Genomic DNA, 18,001 nt, shown 5'->3' on the forward strand with positions numbered 1-18,001 from the left:
TCGGTGGTCCCCAGCTCCGAGGTCCGGGCATCCACGCCGTCCACGGCAATGGTCTGCCCCTGGTTCGCACCCACCTGGAAGAACAGATCCTCCACCGTGCCGTCCAGAACCGCGCCTCCATTGAACTCGGCCGAGTTCGCCACACGGCTGACCTCGTCCATCAGCTGCTGGACCTCGTCGTTGATCGCCTGACGGTCCGAGGCCGAATTGGTGTCGTTCGCCGCCTGCACCGACAGCTCGCGCGCACGCTGCAGCGCATCGCCGATGGTATCCAGCGCACCCTCGGCGGTCTGCGCGAACGAAATGCCATCGTTGGAGTTGCGCACCGCCTGGTCCAGACCGTTGATCTGGCTGGTGAAACGCTCGGAAATCGCCAGACCCGCCGCGTCGTCCTTCGCGCTGTTGATGCGAAGACCCGACGACAGACGCTCCAGCGACTGCGACAGCGAACCCTGCGACTCGTTGAGATTACGCTGCGCGTTCAGCGACAGCACGTTGGTGTTGATGACCTGGGACATGACGCCCTCCTTGTTTTGCTCGCTCTGCTGACCGGCCAGTCATTGCCGTTCCGGCAGCAATGACAGGTTCGGAATTGCCTCTCAGACCCCTTAACGACCACCCTCCGGCAACCTTTAACCCCGATCGGCAAAAAATTTCCGCCCCCTTGCCACCACGGCAAAAACCGCCCCGAACCGCCCCCCCGGTTCCGACCATGCCCGCGTGGGAGCGCGCTCGCGCGCGAACTCGCACCCGCCCGGACCACCGCCCCGAGATCACACCCCCAAAACGCAAAAAGGCCCGCCCCGATTACTCGGGGCGGGCCCTGGGATGGCCCGCAACACGGGCCCGGAGGAAGCCGAAGCCTTACTGCAGCAGACCCAGCACGTTCTGCGGCACCGCATTCGCCTGCGACAACACCGTGGTCCCCGCCTGCTGGAGCACCTGCGCCCGCGAGAGTTCGGCGGTCTCTGCGGCGAAGTCCGCATCCCGGATTCGCGAACGCGCATCCGACAGGTTCTCCGAACCGATCTCCAGGTTCGCGATGGTGCTCTCGAAACGAGTCTGCACCGCGCCCAGCTCCGCACGCAGCGAGTTGACCTTGGTCAAGGCGCCGTCGAAAGCACCGATGGACTGGGTCGCCGTCTCACGAGTCACCACGTCGACATCGTTCAGGGTGACGTCTGCGCCGCCATCATCATCGAAAAGTGCTACCGGAGCTCCGTCAACGTCCACATCGCCATTCGCCACATCCAGATTCTCGGTGCCCAGACGCGAGGTGATCGCGATCGTGGTGGTACCGTCGTTCTTGACCCTCAGCGCGGCTTCCAGATCGGCATCCGCGACGTCTTTGGCATTTTCGTCTCCGGCGGACGCGGCTTCCGTGATGGCTGCATTGATCATGCGGACCGCATCCTCAAGAGTTGCGGCAGGCTCGACCTCCTCGCCCGGAGTATCATCACCCGATAGCTGGACCTGAATGTCGTCGAAATCGTCACTGCTGATGGTGATGTCTTCGAATGGCCCGCTGAATCCATCCACCTCATCGATCTGGGCGATCTGTTCCTGCGTCAAGCCACCGGAGCCAACCACCTCGGTCGCCCCCAGCCGGGAGGTCCGGGCATCCACCCCGTCCACGGCAATGGTCTGGCCCTGATTGGCCCCCACCTGGAAGAACAGGTCCTCCACCGTGCCATCCAGGATTCGACCACCGTTGAACTCGGCCGAGTTCGCCACACGACTGACCTCTTCCATCAACTGCTGCACCTCGTCGTTCAGCGCCTGACGGTCGGAGGCCGAGTTGGTGTCGTTCGCCGCCTGCACGGCCAGCTGCCGCGCTCGCTGCAGTGCGTCGCCGACGGTGTCCAGCGCACCTTCGGCCGTCTGCGCGAACGAGATGCCGTCGTTCGAGTTGCGCACCGCCTGATTGAGGCCGTTGATCTGCGTCGTGAACCGCTCCGAAATCGCGAGACCGGCCGCGTCGTCCTTGGCGCTGTTGATGCGCAGGCCGGACGACAGGCGTTCCAGCGACTGGGCGAGATCGCCCTGGGTCTGGTTCAGATTGCGCTGGGCATTCAGCGAAAGAACGTTGGTGTTGATGACCTGAGACATGTTTGCTTCCTCCGGAACTTGAGTGCCGGCCGGGCCGGCTGAGGCAATCCCTGGGCGGCCTCATGCCGCCTTCGATTCCCTTAACGACCGTCACCCCGGGGTCTTTAGGGCATGGAGCCGTTTTCCTCAGGTTCGCGGGCTCGACACCGCCGGATGTCCGCTCGATACTCAGGTCTTGCGCCCGTCACTGTTCCCCGCGGGGGCTCGCCCCACCAACGGTCACACGAACGTTTGTGGTTCGTGGGAACTCGTACTCGGACACGCGCTTGCGCGCCTCTTCAACCGCGCGCTCGAAGGCAGGCCGATAGGCCGCAAATTCGTCCCCAATGCGTGCGAACTCCGGGTTCACGCGGCTGCGGCGTTCCGAGCTTCCCGCCATGCCCACGCGCGCCGGATCCACCGATTCGCCGGCGGAATCCGCGCATTCCGACTCCCAGTCAAACCCGTGGAAGCGCAGGATTCTGGACGCATGGGTATCCGGTGCCTGCAGATAGTCTTCGTAGCGCACGCGTTCCACACGGTCCGGGAAAAGTGCCTCCCAGTGATCTACAAGCCGACGGTAAGCCAGAATGTATTCCGCGATTGTATCGATGGCCCAGGCATACGGCATGGCTCGCGCGAACCAACGCATGTAGATGGCCATCGCGTTGTCCACCGGGTCCCGCTCACAGAAAACGACGCGCGTATCGGGGTTCAACGCCATCAGGGTGCCCACGTGCCAGACGTTGCTCGGGTTGGTCAGCACGTAGGCACCCACCTGGTCGTCCACGGCCTCGCCCCAGATCGAATCCATGCGGGCGCGCAGCCTTCCCAGAGCCTCGCTGCCGAGTTCCCGAATAAACAGGGGGTATCTGTTGCGCACCTCCCTGGGCAACTCCGCGAGGAGCTCCTGAATTCCTCCGAGTTCGCCATAGTGGCGGGTCCGCGAATGCGCGGACAGCGCCCCCTCCAGCAGCGATTTGCCGGAACGGGGCGCGCCCAGGATCACACTCAACGGGCGCGGAGACACTTCCGGGCCATCGAGGCCACGTTTCCATTCTTCCGTGAAGACCGCTTCCCGGGTCCCGACCGTCTGGAGGACCCGACCCTCCCGAATGCCGTCGACCTGCTTCTGGATCGACCTGGCCCGCAGGTCGTTGCCCTTTTCGAAGGCCGCGAACGCCTGGTCCACGTCCCCTGCATCCTTGTGAAGCTTTGCCAGAGAGAACTGCAGATGGCCCTGATCATGCAGGCTGAAGTTCCCCTTGCGAATCACCTCTTCGAGCTCCCGGCGCGGGGAAACATCGGCGGGAAAATGCCGCGAGTGCGCATAGGAAAACCAGACGTTCGGCCTGTAGGGAACCACACGAACCAGTGACTCGAGGATCTCTGCCGCCTCATCCCAGCGGCCCTCCGCCTGCAACACGCGGGCGTAGTTGTACAGCGCCAGCTGATCGGGGTCGAACCGCAGGGCTTCGCGCAAGGCGGCTCCCGCCGCTTGATAACGACCTCGCATGAGAAGCACGCTCGCGAGGTGGTTGTAACTCGCGGGATCCTCGGGACACATCTGTACGAGCTTGGAGGCATACAGCGTGGCGGTGTTGTAGCGCGTCTGTTCAAACGTGCTCCGGATCAGCATCCGCAACGCATCGGCGCTGTTCGGGTCCCGCTTGAGCAGTTCCCCGCAGAAGGCTTCGACCTCATCGTAGTCCCCTTCATCGAAGGCAGCGGAGGCTTTCTTCAACAGTTTTTCCGATTCCGACTGGCCTTTCCGGCTCTTTCTGTTCTTCCCGACCTTCTTCGTCTTCCCGGTTCTCTTTCCCGCCGCCATGCTGTCGCGCTCCTTCTGGAAATCTTTCCGCAGGTTAAGTTATCGCCGGGCGTGTCGCACACTTGAGCGTGGCGTTTCGGCGGGCAGCGCCCCACACCGCGTGAGGCAGAACCCGTGCTTAACGCCGTCCGCCCGCAGCCGGGGCCGCGCCTACGCGGTGAGGCTCAGGGCCATCACCACCAGGGCCACGGTCTCGACGATCTCCAGGGTGGCGCCGGCGGGGTCGCCGGTGAAGCCGCCGAGCCAGCGGCGGAAGAACGCGGCCAGGGCGGCCACGGTGGCGCCGGCGAGGATCAGGGCGATGATGGCGCCGGGCAGACCGCCGGCCACGCCGAGGATGACCACGGCGATGGCGGTGGCCACCAGTACTCCGGCGGCGGCCCGTTCGGGCAGGTGCGCCGCCATGTCGGCGCCCAGGCCGGCGGGATTGAGGTAATCGGCGAGGCGGAACAGCAGCACCAGCGCGGCGCGGCCGAGGACCGCGGCGATCACCAGCGCCAGCCACTGCGCGGCGGCCACCAGCGGCACCAGCGCGGCGAACTTGACCAGCAGCACCAGCATCACTGTGGCCACCGCGATCGGGCCGGAGGTCGGGTCCTTCATGATGGTGCGGGCGCGCTCGGGGTCGCCGTGACTGCCCACGCGGGCGTCCACCGTGTCGGCCAGCCCGTCCAGATGCAGCGCGCCGGTGATCGCCACCCAGCCGGCCAGTACCAGCGCGGCGAGCAACAGCGGTTCGGCGCCCGGCAGCAGGCTCAGCAGCATGCCGCCGCCGGCCAGCAACAGGCCCAGCACCAGCCCCACCAGCGGGTAGAACAGCAGCGAGCGCCCGGCGTCTTCCGGGCGCGGGGCCTCCGGCAGCAGGCGCGCCGGCAGCGGCACCCGGGTGAGGAACACCAGCGCCAGCCACAGCGGGGCGAGCGTGGCCGGCCGGCTCATGCCTGCACCCGCGCGGGATCGACCCGGTGCAGCACCGCCAGCGGGGCCTCAATGTTCAGCAGTTCGGCCAGCGGGATGCCCTCGAAGTGCGCACGCAATACGCGGATGACGCCGCCGTGGGTGACCACCAGCGTGCGCGCGGTGCCGGGCGTGGCCACGCTCTCGCGCCAGCCGGCCAGCACGCGCCCGCGGAACGCGCCCAGCGCCTCGCCCCCGGGCGGCGGGCAGCCTTCCGGGTCCTGCCAGAAGCGGCCCAGCGCGTCGGCATCGGTCTCCATCAGCGCGGCGGCGCTGCGGCCCTCCCAGGTGCCGAAGTGCAGTTCCTTCAGGCGCGGTTCCACCACCAGCGGCACATCCCAGCGCTCGGCCCAGGCCGAGGCCGGCCCCTGACAGCGCTGCAGCGGCGAGGTCACGATGCGGTCCCAGGCCGGTTCGCCGGAGGCCAGACCCGGCGGGCGCCGGCGTGCCAGCTCCCCCTCCATCGCCGCCTGGCCGCGCGCGGTCAGCGGCACGTCGCTGCCGGCGCCGCAGAAGCCCTCGCCGGTGGTCTCGCCGTGACGCAGCAGCCCGACCCGCGCCCCGGCGCTGACGGACGCGCCCGTACTCACGCGCCCGCTCCGGAGTCGTCGTCCGCCACCCCGGCCTCATCGAAGGTCGCCATGCCGGCGTGCAGCTCGCAGGCCATGCGCAGCAGCGGCACCGCGGTCGCCGCGCCACTGCCCTCACCCAGGCGCATGCCCAGATCCAGCAGCGGCTGCGCGCCCAGCGCCTCCAGCACGCGGTCGTGCCCGGGCTCGGCGGAGCGGTGGGCGTAGAAGAACCAGTCCCGGGCCCCCGGGCACAGCCGGGTCGCCACCAGTGCCGCGGTGCTGGCGATGAAGCCGTCCACCAGCACCGGCTGACCGATCTGCGCGCTGGCCAGGAACGCACCGGTCAGCCCGGCGATCTCGAAGCCGCCGACCCGCCGCAGCCACTCCAGCGCCGAATCCCCGGCCTCGGCGTGCAGGGCCAGCGCGCGTTCGATCACCTCGGCCTTGTGCCGCACCCCGGCCGGGTCCAGCCCGGTGCCCGGTCCTGCAAGCGCGTCCGGCGAGGCCCCCAGCACACCGCAGGCCACGGCCGCCGCGGCGGTGGTGTTGCCGATGCCCATCTCGCCGCCGATGAACAGCCCCGCCCCGCCCTGGCGCGCCCGTTCGGCCGCCTGGCGTCCGGTGTTCAGCGCGCGCTCCAGCTGCGCCGGGGTCATCGCCGGCTCGCGCGCGAAGTTGGCGGTGCCCGGGCCCAGGTCCGCGCGGATCACACCCTCGGGCTCGGGACCGCCGGGCAGCGTGCCCAGGTCGATGATCTCCAGCCCCGCGTCCAGGCTGCGCGCGAGCACGGCGATGGCCGCCCCGCCGGCGGCGAAGTTGGCGACCATCTGCCCGGTCACAGCCTGCGGAAAGCGCGAGATGCCCTCGGCGACCACGCCATGGTCGCCGGCGAACACGGTGATCCACGGCTGCGGCGGGTGCGGGCACTCGCGGCCCTGCAGCCCCGCCAGGCACTCGGCCAGGGGCTCCAGGCGACCCAGCGAGCCCGGCGGCTTGGTCAGGCGTTCCTGCCTCGCCCGAGCGCGCGCGGTCGCGCCAGCATCCAGGGGCGCGGCGGGGACGTTCAGCCAGTCACAGTCTTCGGTCACGCGCGTTCCTCGCGGGTCGATGCGGTCATCAGGCGTTCACCACCGGGCCCTTGAGCACGTGCGGCAGCCCGGCCACGGTCAGCACCACGCGGTCGAGGTCGGCGGCCAGGCGCTGGTGCAGCGCGCCGGCCTCGTCGGCGAAGCGCCGCGACAGCGCATCCAGCGGCACGATCCCCAGCCCGGTCTCGTTGCTCACCGCGATAATGGTACCCGGCAGGGTCGGCAGCGTGGCGATCAGTGCCTCGCGCTCGCGCTCGATGTGCGCCTCGTCTTCGGTGCACAGCAGCTGGGTCAGCCACAGGGTCAGGCAATCGATCAGCAGGCAGCGATCCGGCGCCGCGGCCTCCTGCAGCCGCACGGCCAGGTCGTCGCCGGCCTCGATCAGGTCCCAGCCGGCCGGCCGGCGACGGCGGTGCTGTTCCACCCGCCGCAGCATCTCGTCGTCGTCGGCGCGCGCGGTGGCCACGTAGGTCACCGGCTGGCCGGAACCCAGCGCCAGCTGCTCCGCCATGCGGCTCTTGCCCGAACGCACGCCGCCCAGGATCAGGGTTCTCATGACCTGGTGCCCCCTTGTGGCAGGTGCAGCAGGTCCAGCAGTCGGTCAATGTCCATGTGTTCCTCCAGTGCGTCGGCCAGACGCTCCAGGCTCGCCACGCGCAGCGCGTCCAGATCCACGGCGCCACCGTCCGCCTCCAGCCCCGCCCAGGCCAGCAATGCCCCGGCGGCGGCCGGCTCGTCGAACACCCCGTGCACGTAGGTGCCGGCCACTGCGTCGTCCGTCGAGCGTGCACCGTCCGGCCCCGCGGCCAGTTGCAGCACCGGGCGTTCGCAGTCCGGCCCGGCGGTGTGCCCGGCGTGGATCTCGTAGCCGCGCACCGGCGCCGCCCGCTCCATCACGCCCTCGCCGGTCACCTGCCGCAGCTGCTTGGCCGGGCGCAGCGTGGTCTCCACGTCCAGCAGGCCCAGCCCTGGCGAGGAGCCCGGGGTGCCCTCGACGCCTTCCGGGTCGTGTACCGCGCGCCCCAGCATCTGGTAGCCGCCGCAGATCCCCAGCACCCGGCCACCGTAGCGCAGGTGGCGCATCAGTTCGCGTTCGAAGCCCTGTTCGCGCAGCCAGGCCAGGTCGTCGCGCACCGCCTTGGACCCCGGCAGGAGCACCAGATCCGCCGGCTGCAGCCGCTCCCCCGGCCCGGCGAAGCGCAGCGACACCCCGGGGTGCAGGCGCAGCGGGTCGAAATCCGTGTGGTTGGAGATCCGCGGCAGCGCCGGCACCACCACCCGCAGGGGCTCGTCCCCGCCGCTCGCCCACGCGTCACTCGCCGGGGCCGCCTCGCGCAGCAGCGCGTCCTCGGCATCCAGCTGCAGCCCGGACAGATACGGCAGCACGCCGAGCACCGGCTTGCCGGTCTCGGCCTCCAGCCAGTCCAGCCCGGACTGCAGCAGCGCCGGATCGCCACGAAAGCGGTTGATCACGAAGCCGGCCACCCGCGCCCGTTCGCTTTCCGCCAGCAGCGCCAGCGTGCCCACCAGATGCGCGAACACCCCGCCGCGGTCGATGTCGGCGACCAGGATCACCGGGCAGTCCACCGCCTCGGCGAACCCCATGTTGGCGATGTCGCCCGCGCGCAGGTTGATCTCCGCCGGCGAGCCGGCCCCTTCCACCAGCACCGAGTCATATTGCGCCACCAGACGCCCGTGGGCCGCCAGCACCGCCTCGCGCGCCACCGGCTTGTAGTCATGGTAGGCGCGCGCGTCCAGCTCCTCCACCGCGCGGCCGTTGACGATCACCTGGGCGCCGCGATCGCTGGAGGGCTTGAGCAGCACCGGGTTGAAGTCGGTATGCGGCTCCAGCCCGCAGGCGGCGGCCTGCAGGGCCTGGGCCCGCCCGATCTCGCCGCCCTGCGCGGTCACCGCGCTGTTGAGCGCCATGTTCTGCGGCTTGAACGGCGCCACCGCGATACCGCGCCGAAGCAGCACGCGCCCCAGCCCGGCCACCAGCACGCTCTTGCCGGCATCCGAGGTGGTGCCCTGGACCATCAGCGTGCCGCCGGTATCAGTCATCACTCAGCTCCGTAAGCGCGGTCTCCAAACGTTGCCAGCCCGCCTCGTCGCCGGGCAGCCCGAAGCGCAGGCTGGCGGGCTCGTCGAAGCGCCGCACCAGGATGGCCGCGCGCGCCAGCCGGTCCTGGATCTCTTCGGCACGTGCGCTGCGCACCCACTGGAACAGCGCGGTACCGCCATCCGGGGCCAGTCCGTGCGCGCGCAGCAGGCCCGCCAGGCGTTCGCCCTCGCCCGCCAGCTGCATGCGCCGCGCCGACTGCCAGCCATGATCCGCCAGCGCCCCGGCCGCGACCTGCCGCGACGGCCCCGGCACGCTCCACGGCCCCAGGCGCGCGCTCAGCGCCCGGCGCAGCGCCTCCGGCGCGAACACGAACCCGACCCGGGCCCCGGCCAGGCCGAAGAACTTGCCCAGCGAGCGCAGCACCACCAACCCGTCGCGCGGGCCCTCCGGCACAAGACTCAGGTGCGGCTGGCTGTCGACGAAGGCCTCGTCCACCACCAGCCAGCCGCCGCGCCGCGCCAGCCGCGCATGCCACTCGCGCAGCTGCGCGGGCTCGAAGCGCGTGCCGGTGGGGTTGTTGGGGTGGATCAGCACCAGCACGTCGAGCGCATCCAGCACGGCCTCGATGGCGCCGGCCTCGGGCTCCACCGGCTGCACCGCGTGGCCGCTGGCGCTCCAGGCGCGGGCGTGCTCGTTGTAGCCGGGGTGCAGCACGCCGACGCGCGCCTGCTCGCGGCCGGTGCCCTCGCCCCACAGCGCCGGCAGGGACTGGATCGCGGCCTGGGACCCGGGCAGCGGCAGCAGGGCGTCGCTGCCGTAATACGCGGCGGCCGCCGCCTCCAGCCCGTCATCGGCCTCCGGCAGCCGCGTCCAGGCCTGCGGCGGCAGCGGCGGCACCGGCCAGCCCCGCGGGTTGATGCCGGTGGACAGGTCCAGCCAGTCCTCGACCGGATGCCCCCAGCGCCGGGCCGCCGCGCGAACGCCCCCGCCATGGCGCGACTCCGGCGTCCCGCCGTCCCGGGATCCGGACCGGACGTCAGGCGAGGACAACGAACGACACCCCGATCACGATCACTGCCATCCACAGCGCCAGCGCGCGGTCCACCAGCGCCATCGCCCGGCGGATGCGTGCGGCCCCGACCGCCCCCTCGTCTTTGTCGCCGGTGGCCTCCGCGGCCTGCCCCAGCACCGGACGCCATTCGCGCCGGCCGTGATAGTACGCATAGCCGCCCAGCCGCACGCCCAGCGCGCCCGCGCCGGCGGCCATCACCGGCCCGGCGTTGGGGCTCTTCCACGCGGCGGCCTGTTCGCGCCAGCAGCGCAGCGCGCTGCCCATGCGCCCGGCGGCGGCATAGGCCAGCGCGGTCAGGCGCGCGGGGATGTAGTTGAACACGTCGTCCAGGCGCGCGGCGGCCCAGCCGAAATGGCGGTGGCGCGGCGTGCGATAGCCCCACATCGCATCCAGGGTGTTCACCAGCCGATAAGCCACCACCCCCGGCGCACCGGCCACCAGGAACCAGAACACCGTGGCGAACAGGGCGTCGTTGCCATTCTCCAGCACCGATTCCACGGTCGCGCGGCTGACCCCGTCGGCATCCATCTCGTCGGTCGCGCGCGACACCAGCATCCCCGCCCCGGCGCGCGCGCCATCCAGGTCGCCCTGCTCCAGCGACGCCGCCACCCGTTCGGCGTGCTCGTCCAGCGAGCGCCAGCCCAGTGCCAGCACCAGCACCAGCAGGCTGACGACCCAGCCCCAGGCGAGGCTGGCCGCCCAGCCCGCCAGCACCACCCAGGGCAGCACCAGCACCGTCAGCAACAGGGCCCCGCGCAGCCGGCTGTCCGCGTGGAAGCGCCGTTCCAGCCCCTGGGCAAGACGGCCGAAGCCCACCAGCGGATGGAAGCGCCGCGGGTCACCGAACAGCCGGTCCAGGGTCAGCGCGCCCAGCAGGACGAGAAAGGCGGTCATGAGACACTCCTGTTTCGGGAAACGTCCCGGGATGCGTCCTGCGGGGGGTCGTCCTGCGAATGGGACACGGGCGTCGAAGCCGATTGCCCCCAGCGGTCCTCGAACACCAGTTCTTCCAGCGGACGCCGGGTGTCCCAGCCCTCGGTCTCCAGCATCGGCTCGTCGTAGAACGCGTCCACCTCGCCCAGGCACAGGATCGCGATCGGGTGGGCCCCCTCCGGCATCTCCAGGGTGCGCGCCAGCCATTCCGGCTCGAACAGCGACACCCAGCCCATGCCCAGGCCCTCGGCGCGCGCCGCCAGCCACAGGTTCTGGATCGCGCAGGCGGCCGAACACAGGTCCATCTCCGGCAGGGTGCGCCGGCCCAGCACGTAGCGTTCGCGCCCGTCGGTCAGGGCGACCACCAGGATCTCCCCGGCGTCGCGGATGCCCTCCAGCTTCAGCCGCTGGACCTCGGCACCGCGCTCGCCGCAGGCTTCGGCGGTGCGCTCGTGTTCGGCGGCCACATGGCCGTGGATGCGTTCGCGCAGCGCCGGATCGGCCACCCTTACGAAGCGCCAGGGCTGCATGTAGCCGACGCTGGGGGCACGATGCGCCGCCTCCAGCAGGCGCCCCAGCACCTCCGGGTCCACCACGGTGCCGGCACGGAAATGCCGCATGTCGCGGCGCTCGTTGATCGCGCGGTAGACCGCGGCGGCTTCTTCCGGCGGAAAACCCGACTCCGGGGCGGCCGGGAAAGGGCTGGAAGGTTCGGCGGATGACGGGGTGTTGCGGGACATGCGAAGACGTCTCCCGGCAGCGGGCGAGATGGGTGCAAGGGTGTCGCGAGGATCCGGCGCATGGCCGGACGGGAAGGCAGGATGATACGCGTTCGCACCCGCTCTCTCCAGTTGACCCACGCTATTGCGAGGCCGAAGATCCCACCCCGTCATTGCGAGGAGCGGCAGCCCTCCCCGTCATCGCGAGTCGCCGCTGCTCTTATCCCGTCATTGCGAGGAGCCACAGTTCTCACCCCCGTCATTGCGAGGAGCCACAGTTCTCACCCCGTCATTGCGAGGAGCCACAGTTCTCACCCCCGTCATTGCGAGGAGCCGGAGGCGACGCGGCAATCGGCCGAAGCTGTCCGCACACAGGAACGGGGGGTTTCGTACGGAGATCGCCACGTCGCTGCGCGACTCGCGATGACGGGGGTAAGAGCTGCAGCGACTCGCGATGACGGGGTGAGAGCTGCGGCGCCGCGCAATGACAGGGGTGAGGGCTTCGCGATTTGCGGGGCCTGCAGCGGAATACCGGGTGGTCCTGTTATAGTATTCCGCCTTTCCGGGAACCCCCGGGCATTCAGGAACCTGTGCGCATGTCATATCGTTCGAACCTGTTGCCGGCCCTGCTCGCAGCGAGTGCCCTGCTGCTGAGCCCGGCCGGCCACGCCGCCGACAACGACCCCATTTCCGTGATCGACGACACGGATCGGGAAGTCCGGCTGGACGCCCCGGCCGAGCGGATCGTGAGCCTGGCCCCGCACATCACCGAGGTGCTGTTCGCGATCGGCGCCGGCGACCGCGTGATCGGCGCGACCGACCACAGTGATTACCCCGAACCGGCCGCGGACATCCCCCGGGTCGGGGGCTACACCAGTCTCGACCTGGAACGCATCCTCGCCAAGGAACCCGACCTGGTGGTGGCCTGGGAGAGCGGCAACTCGCGCTCGCACATCGAGCGCCTGCGCGAACTGGGCCTGACCGTCTACACCTCCGAACCGCGAGGGTTCGACGGCGTGGCTTCGAGCATGGAGCGCATGGCCGAACTGGCCGGAACGGGCGATCAGGGCCGCGCCGAGGCGGAACGCTTTCTCGACGGGATCGAGGCGCTGCGTCAGAAATACGCGGATCGCGACCCCGTCCCGCTGTTCTATCAGGTCTGGGACCAGCCACTGATGACGGTGAACAACGAACACCTGATCGCCGAGGCCATCGAGGTCTGCGGCGGCGAGAACGTGTTCGGCCACCTCGACCGCCTGGTACCGCGCATGGACCGCGAAGCGGTGATCCACGCCGACCCCGAGGTCATCATCGGTGGCGGCATGGGCGAGGACAACCCCGCCTGGGTCGAGGCCTGGCGCGAGTGGGACAACATGCTCGCGGTGCGCCGCGACAACCTGTTCTTCCTGCCGCCGTCGCTGCTGCAGCGCCACACCCCGCGCATCGCCGAGGGCACCGCCCTCATGTGCGAGGACCTGCAGACCGCCCGCGACCGGCGTCCCGAATCGCCGTAAGCCCCCGTGACCCGATCCTTCCTGCTGGCGGCGGGCGTGCTGCTGCCCGCCTCGCTGCTGTCGCTGGTGGTGGCCCTGGCCTGGGGCAGCGTGGCCATCCCGCTCGGCGAGCTCCCGCGGGTGCTCACCGGCGAGGCCTCGGCGCTGCACGCCACGCTGATCACCGAACTGCGCCTGCCACGCGCGCTGGCCGCGTTCGCCGCGGGCGGGCTGCTGGGCGTGGCCGGCGCGCTGATGCAGGTGCTGCTGCGCAACCCGCTGGCCGACCCCTACGTACTGGGCCTCTCCGGCGGCGCCTCGGTGGGCGCACTGCTGGCCATGCTCGCCGGGCTGTCGATGTTCTCGGTATCCGCCGCGGCCTTTGCCGGGGCCATGCTCTCCACGCTCATCGTGTTCGGCCTGGCGCATGGCACCGGATCCTGGACCGCCACCCGCCTGCTCCTGACCGGAGTGGTGGTGGCCGCCGGCTGGGGCGCGCTGATCAGCTTCCTGCTCGCCGTCAGCCCTACCGCCGAACTGCCGGGCATGCTCTACTGGCTGATGGGCGACGTCTCGCACGCCCGCCATCCGGGCCCGGCCTGGGGCGTGCTGGTGTTCGTGGTGCTGGCGGCCATGCCGCTGGGCCGCACCCTGAACGTCCTCGCGCGCGGCCCGATGCAGGCCGCCTCGCTGGGCGTGTCGGTGCGGCCGGTGGAATGGTCGATCTACATCGCCGCGTCGCTGATCACCGCGACCGCGGTCACCCAGGTGGGCGCAGTGGGCTTCGTCGGCCTGATCGTGCCGCACATGCTGCGTCTGGTATTCGGCAACGACCAGCGCGTCATCCTGCCCGCCTCGGCGCTGGCCGGTGGCATCCTGCTGACCCTGGCGGATACCCTGGCGCGCACCATCATCGCCCCGGAGCAGCTGCCGGTGGGCGTGATCACCGCAATGCTGGGCGTGCCGGTGTTCCTGTTCCTGCTGTACCGGAGCCGCTGAGATGAGCCGCGCCGACGCACATGCCGATGCCCTCAGCGTGCACGAGGCCCCCACCGCCGACACCCTGCTGGCCACCCGCGACCTGGTGATCGACATCCCCGAACGCGCGGACTCCTCGCCGCTGCACCTGACCGTGAACCCCGGCCAGTGCTGGGGCATTCTCGGGCCCAATGGCGCCGGCAAGAGCACGCTGCTGCACACCCTCGCCCGCCTGCGCCCCCCGCGCGCCGGCGGGATCGAACTGACCGGGCAGCCCCTGGGCAGCCTGTCGCGGCCGGATCTGGCACGGCGCCTGGGTCTGGTGTTCCAGAACCACCATGACGGCTTCCCTGCCACCGTCCTCGAAACCGCGCTGATCGGCCGCCACCCGTACCTGCGCCCCTGGGACATCGAGACCCGCGAGGACGTCGACGCCGCCCGTGCCGCGCTGGCCACCGTGGATCTCGACGGCATGGAGGGCCGGCAGGTGGATACCCTGTCCGGCGGCGAACGCCAGCGCCTGGCACTCGCCACCGTGCTGACCCAGGACCCGCAGGTCCTGCTGCTGGACGAACCCACCAGCCAGCTCGACCTGCACCATCAGGTCAGCGTGCTGCAGCGCGTGCGCGAAATCGCCGGCGGTGAACGCCGCGCCGCAGTGATGGCCCTGCATGACGTCAATCTGGCCGCCCGCTTCTGCGACCACCTCCTGCTGATGTTCCCCGACGGCGGCGCCTGCTGGGGCCCCACCCGCACCATGCTGGTGCCCGCCGCCCTGGAACGGCTGTACAACCAGGCCCTCAGCGTCGGCGAGGTGGACGGCCACCCGGTATTCCTGCCCCGCGTGGAGTAGCCCATGGAGTTTCACCGCATCCTCGACCAGACGACCGACCCGGACAGTCTGCAGCGACGCCTGACGGTTCCGGACCTTCCCGCCGCCTGCGACCTGATCGACAACCTGGTCGAGGATCGGGGGGCCGATCAGGGTGTCATCTATTGCCTGTGGGGCGAGTTCCGCGTGAACCGCGAGCTCATCCACGGCGGCGTGCGCTTCAGCCTGCCGGACTGCCCCAACGGCGTGGCCTGGACCCTGACCACCGGCCACCCGCCCGACGAATCGGCCATCGTGCTGCACCTGACCATGCATCGGCGCGAACACGAGCCCGACTTCATCGAGAGCCTGGAGGCCTTCGCCGACGCGTGGCAGCTCCCCTGACCGGCAATATCGCGCCGGATCGGACCATGCAATTTTCTTTTCGTTTTGCGGTCGGTATGGTGCAGACTCGACGCGAAGGAGAACGCCATGAATCCCACGCCACCGGACAGCATCCGCCACTCGCACCCGACGCAGGACGGCGCGGGCGTGAAGATCCGCCGCATCCATGACTTCGGCGGCGGCCTCGACCCGTTCCTGATGCTGGACGAGCTGAAGACCGCCCCCGGCGACGAAGACGTGGGCGGCTTTCCCGACCATCCGCATCGCGGCTTCGAGACCCTCACCTATCTGGTGCACGGCGGCGTCAGCCATCGCGATTCCATGGGCAACGAAGGACAGGTGCAGGCCGGCGGCGCGCAATGGATGAGCGCCGGCCGCGGCGTGATCCATTCCGAGACCCTGCATCCCGAGCCGGAAGGGCTGCACGGCTTCCAGCTGTGGGTGAACCTGCCGGCCGCGCGCAAGATGGAACCCCCGCGCTATCGCGACGTCGGCACCGACGCCATGCGCCACCTGCCGGAGGAAGACGCCCCGCTGGACTTCAAGGCCGTGGCCGGCTCCTGGCAGACCAGCGCCGGCGACACCGAGGGCCCGCTCGGCCAGATCGGCGAAGGCGCGGGCATGGCGGATCTCAGCCTGCCAGCCGGCTATCGCCTGTCACTGGCCGTGCAGCTGGACGAGCGCGTGCTGGGCTACGTCTTCGAGGGCGCGCTCACCGGCCTGAACGCCGGCGAACTGGGCGTCTGGCACGGCCACACCATGATCCATCTGATCGCCCGCCAGGACAGCCGCGTCCTGCTGTTCAAGGGCCGCCCGCTGGAAGAACCCATCGCCCACTACGGCCCGTTCGTGATGAACAGCGACGCCGAGATCCAGCAGGCCATCTCCGACTACCAGTCCGGCCGCCTCGCCGCCCGCCCCGCCAGCATCGACTGACACCGGGGCGCGGCGCCCGACCGCCTTCCCGGCTCCGTCGGGGTCACGCGTACATCAACCGCCCGCGAGGCTCCGGCACCGGACGGTACTTCACCAGAATACTCCGCGACACGGGCCTACCCCCACGCGTCGCGTTCCCAGTTCATGCAGCGGCGCACGGCTTCCTTCCAGCCGTGGTACTGGCGGTCGCGGGTGGCGGCGTCCAGCTGCGGCTCGAACACGCGTTCGATGCGGCTCAGCGCGCGCAGGTCATCGCGGCTCCACAGGCCGGTGGCCAGTCCGGCGAAGACGAAGCCCTCGCCCCCGTCATTGCGAGGAGCCGCAGGCAACGCGGCAATCGTCCGAAACTGGCTGCACGCAGGAACAGGTGGCTGCGGATGCAGGTCGCCACGTCGCTGCGCGACTCGCGATGACGGGAGCGTACTCGCACGCGAACCGGCAGGGTCCGGGGCGAACGCGCCGCAACCGCCGCATGACCCGCTCTGCGACCACATCCGCTTGAATCTCAGCCCATCTACAGCTTCCAGCCGATCACCTGATCGAGTAAGGGCAGCGCCCGGACCCGGTAGTCTCCCAGCGGTGCCAGGGGATCGCGCGTTTCGGGGTCAGTCTCGAGTGTCACCAGCCCGAAGAAGCAAGCGAAACGTTCGATGGAACGCAGCGACCAGGCCTTTTTTGCCTGGCGCTCCGCATACGTCGCGGGATCCTGATCCCAGTATGGGGGTTGCTCGTTCACCTCGTCTTCGGCCATGGGGAAGGCGTTGAGGAATTGCTCTTCGTACCAGCTCACCGGTCGGGGTTCGTGGCCGTGCACATGGAGCAGGTAAAGCGTGAAGAGGAAGCTCATCTGCACGATCGCGAGTTCGGGATAGCCGTCGCGGTAGGCCCAGTTGAATTCCTGGCAGTAAACCCGCAGCAGTCGCGTAAACAGCCCGGCCCAGTCACCGGTGTCGAACTGCTTCTCCACCGCACGCACCAGCTTCAGGCGCCCCCGGTACTTGCGGGTGAAACGGCCGATGTCGGCGACGATCCGCAGGGTATGCAGCTCGTCCAGATCCTCCTCGTTACGGATCTTGCCGGGATAGAAGGAGCGTCGATAGGCGAAACCGCTCTCGTCCAGGGCCTCCCGGGCCTCGCTCACGATGGCGCGGGGCAGATTGCCCTTGGGTGTGAGCTTGATCCCGTTGCCCCGGCACGCCTCGGCAATCACCTCCAGTAGCCGGAAGGCGGGAGAATCGGGCCGTTCCCGGAGCCCGTCGCCGAAGGTGACCAGCTCCGGCGAGTCGAAGGGGTGGTAGAGCAATCGATGCATCTGATCGCTGTTGAGGCCATGGAAGTCATCAACGGCTTCGGCCTCGAACGCCGCCATTTCCTCGGTGAGGATCTGCTCCACTGCTTCCCGGCTGGGAGCCTGGCCCGTGTTCATCATCTGCTCCACCGCCCGGCGGATATCATCGATGGGCGGGGTCCCGGAGCCGTTACCATTGTGACCTGACTTTCCCATATCGCCCCTTTGTATCGCGTGCATTTCATGCCTGATGGATGCCAGTGCCTCATTGCGTGAGCGCGGGGGCAGATCAATCATCCGGCCCCGGCTCTCGTACAGCGGATGGCGGGGCGGAGGCCTCCGATACATACTCCTCCGCGCTGCCAATCTGCTCCGGGGACAGCCGGACCGTCTGGCCATCGCGCCAGACGACCGCGTAGTGACCCAGCCGACGTTTGCGCTCCAGGGCGTTGGCTACCGCCCGGCGCAGCGCCGCTAGAGCCAACTCATCGTCTTTGGATAACTTGTTCATTTCCGCACCATTCCAAGCAGCCCCGAGAGAACATCCTGCCGATAGACGTCGCGGCGTTCCTCTTCCTGAACGAAGACCATCTCGGGCAGTTCGCCTTCGTTCGAAAAACACCGGGTTCAGGCGTTGCAGTTATTCTGTGAATTCAGGGGGGATTGAGACTGCGCACAAGCGAATCGACCACCAGCGCACGCTCCTCAACCGGGAGTGCCTCGGCTTCGTCAATCAGGTCCTTGATCCTCATAGGTCACCTCTCGCGT

General features: G+C 69.6%; 18 protein-coding genes and 2 pseudogenes. 5 read left to right on the top strand and 15 right to left on the bottom strand.

Annotation, left to right across the window (positions count from 1 at the left end; translation table 11 throughout):
* The 11 genes and pseudogenes from F788_RS0111860 to bluB form a co-directional block, all read right to left on the bottom strand.
* Positions 1-518 (bottom strand): annotated as a pseudogene (locus F788_RS0111860) (flagellin); the annotation flags it as partial.
* A 346-nt stretch (positions 519-864) separates the two neighbouring features.
* Complete coding sequence (locus F788_RS0111865) at positions 865-2,109, bottom strand: flagellin (RefSeq protein WP_019590298.1); 1,245 nt, start codon at positions 2,107-2,109, stop codon at positions 865-867.
* A gap of 184 nt (positions 2,110-2,293) precedes the next feature.
* Positions 2,294-3,832, bottom strand: coding sequence for a sulfotransferase (locus F788_RS0111870; RefSeq protein WP_019590299.1), 1,539 nt, complete (start codon positions 3,830-3,832; stop codon positions 2,294-2,296).
* A 237-nt stretch (positions 3,833-4,069) separates the two neighbouring features.
* Entirely contained in the window at positions 4,070-4,858 is a 789-nt protein-coding gene (cobS, locus tag F788_RS0111875) for an adenosylcobinamide-GDP ribazoletransferase (RefSeq protein WP_019022760.1), read from the bottom strand.
* Positions 4,855-5,466 carry a histidine phosphatase family protein gene (locus F788_RS0111880; RefSeq protein WP_019022761.1) on the bottom strand — a complete coding sequence of 204 codons (612 nt, stop codon included), beginning with the start codon at positions 5,464-5,466 and terminating at the stop codon, positions 4,855-4,857. The genes cobS and F788_RS0111880 overlap by 4 nt, the downstream gene beginning before the upstream one ends.
* Positions 5,463-6,536, bottom strand: coding sequence for a nicotinate-nucleotide--dimethylbenzimidazole phosphoribosyltransferase (gene cobT, locus F788_RS0111885; RefSeq protein ID WP_019022762.1), 1,074 nt, complete (start codon positions 6,534-6,536; stop codon positions 5,463-5,465). The genes F788_RS0111880 and cobT overlap by 4 nt, the downstream gene beginning before the upstream one ends.
* Before the next feature lie 28 nt (positions 6,537-6,564).
* Positions 6,565-7,092: a bifunctional adenosylcobinamide kinase/adenosylcobinamide-phosphate guanylyltransferase gene (gene cobU, locus F788_RS0111890; protein ID WP_018870691.1), complete on the bottom strand. Its 528-nt coding sequence runs from the start codon at positions 7,090-7,092 to the stop codon at positions 6,565-6,567.
* Positions 7,089-8,597, bottom strand: coding sequence for a cobyric acid synthase (locus F788_RS0111895; RefSeq protein WP_019590300.1), 1,509 nt, complete (start codon positions 8,595-8,597; stop codon positions 7,089-7,091). Before F788_RS0111895 ends, cobU begins: the two co-directional genes overlap by 4 nt.
* Entirely contained in the window at positions 8,590-9,648 is a 1,059-nt protein-coding gene (gene cobD / locus F788_RS0111900) for a threonine-phosphate decarboxylase CobD (protein WP_019590301.1), read from the bottom strand. The genes F788_RS0111895 and cobD overlap by 8 nt, the downstream gene beginning before the upstream one ends.
* Positions 9,635-10,564, bottom strand: coding sequence for an adenosylcobinamide-phosphate synthase CbiB (cbiB, locus tag F788_RS0111905; RefSeq protein ID WP_019590302.1), 930 nt, complete (start codon positions 10,562-10,564; stop codon positions 9,635-9,637). Before cbiB ends, cobD begins: the two co-directional genes overlap by 14 nt.
* Positions 10,561-11,343, bottom strand: a complete 783-nt coding sequence (bluB, locus tag F788_RS0111910) for a 5,6-dimethylbenzimidazole synthase (RefSeq protein ID WP_019590303.1) — start codon at positions 11,341-11,343, stop codon at positions 10,561-10,563. The genes cbiB and bluB overlap by 4 nt, the downstream gene beginning before the upstream one ends.
* A 575-nt stretch (positions 11,344-11,918) precedes the next feature.
* On the opposite strand from bluB, the gene F788_RS0111915 reads away from it, so the two are divergent.
* The 5 genes from F788_RS0111915 (at position 11,919) to F788_RS0111935 (ending at position 15,945) form a co-directional block, all read left to right on the top strand.
* Positions 11,919-12,836, top strand: coding sequence for a cobalamin-binding protein (locus tag F788_RS0111915; RefSeq protein WP_019590304.1), 918 nt, complete (start codon positions 11,919-11,921; stop codon positions 12,834-12,836).
* 6 nt (positions 12,837-12,842) lie between these two features.
* Positions 12,843-13,814, top strand: coding sequence for an iron ABC transporter permease (locus tag F788_RS0111920; protein ID WP_019022768.1), 972 nt, complete (start codon positions 12,843-12,845; stop codon positions 13,812-13,814).
* Between the two features lies 1 nt (position 13,815).
* A complete protein-coding gene (locus tag F788_RS0111925; protein WP_019590305.1) occupies positions 13,816-14,646 on the top strand; it encodes an ABC transporter ATP-binding protein in 831 nt (276 codons plus the stop codon).
* 3 nt (positions 14,647-14,649) lie between these two features.
* Positions 14,650-15,009, top strand: coding sequence for a hypothetical protein (locus tag F788_RS0111930; RefSeq protein ID WP_019590306.1), 360 nt, complete (start codon positions 14,650-14,652; stop codon positions 15,007-15,009).
* Positions 15,010-15,096: 87 nt separating this feature from the next.
* A complete protein-coding gene (locus F788_RS0111935) occupies positions 15,097-15,945 on the top strand; it encodes a pirin family protein (RefSeq protein WP_019590307.1) in 849 nt (282 codons plus the stop codon).
* A 116-nt stretch (positions 15,946-16,061) separates the two neighbouring features.
* On the opposite strand, the gene F788_RS0111940 is transcribed toward F788_RS0111935, so the two are convergent.
* From F788_RS0111940 to F788_RS14080, 4 genes and pseudogenes are all read right to left on the bottom strand, one after another.
* Positions 16,062-16,274, bottom strand: coding sequence for a hypothetical protein (locus tag F788_RS0111940; protein ID WP_019590308.1), 213 nt, complete (start codon positions 16,272-16,274; stop codon positions 16,062-16,064).
* Positions 16,275-16,459: 185 nt separating this feature from the next.
* A complete protein-coding gene (locus F788_RS0111945) occupies positions 16,460-17,371 on the bottom strand; it encodes a hypothetical protein (RefSeq protein ID WP_231372054.1) in 912 nt (303 codons plus the stop codon).
* A gap of 151 nt (positions 17,372-17,522) precedes the next feature.
* Positions 17,523-17,744 (bottom strand): hypothetical protein, encoded by a 222-nt coding sequence (locus F788_RS0111950; protein WP_019590309.1) that lies wholly within the window; start codon positions 17,742-17,744, stop codon positions 17,523-17,525.
* A gap of 145 nt (positions 17,745-17,889) precedes the next feature.
* Positions 17,890-17,985, bottom strand: a pseudogene (locus F788_RS14080) (addiction module protein); the annotation flags it as partial.
* Positions 17,986-18,001: the final 16 nt, after the last annotated feature.

It is taken from the genome of Thioalkalivibrio sp. ALE10 (genome assembly GCF_000381385.1).
In the GTDB taxonomy this organism is placed as follows: domain Bacteria; phylum Pseudomonadota; class Gammaproteobacteria; order Ectothiorhodospirales; family Ectothiorhodospiraceae; genus Thioalkalivibrio.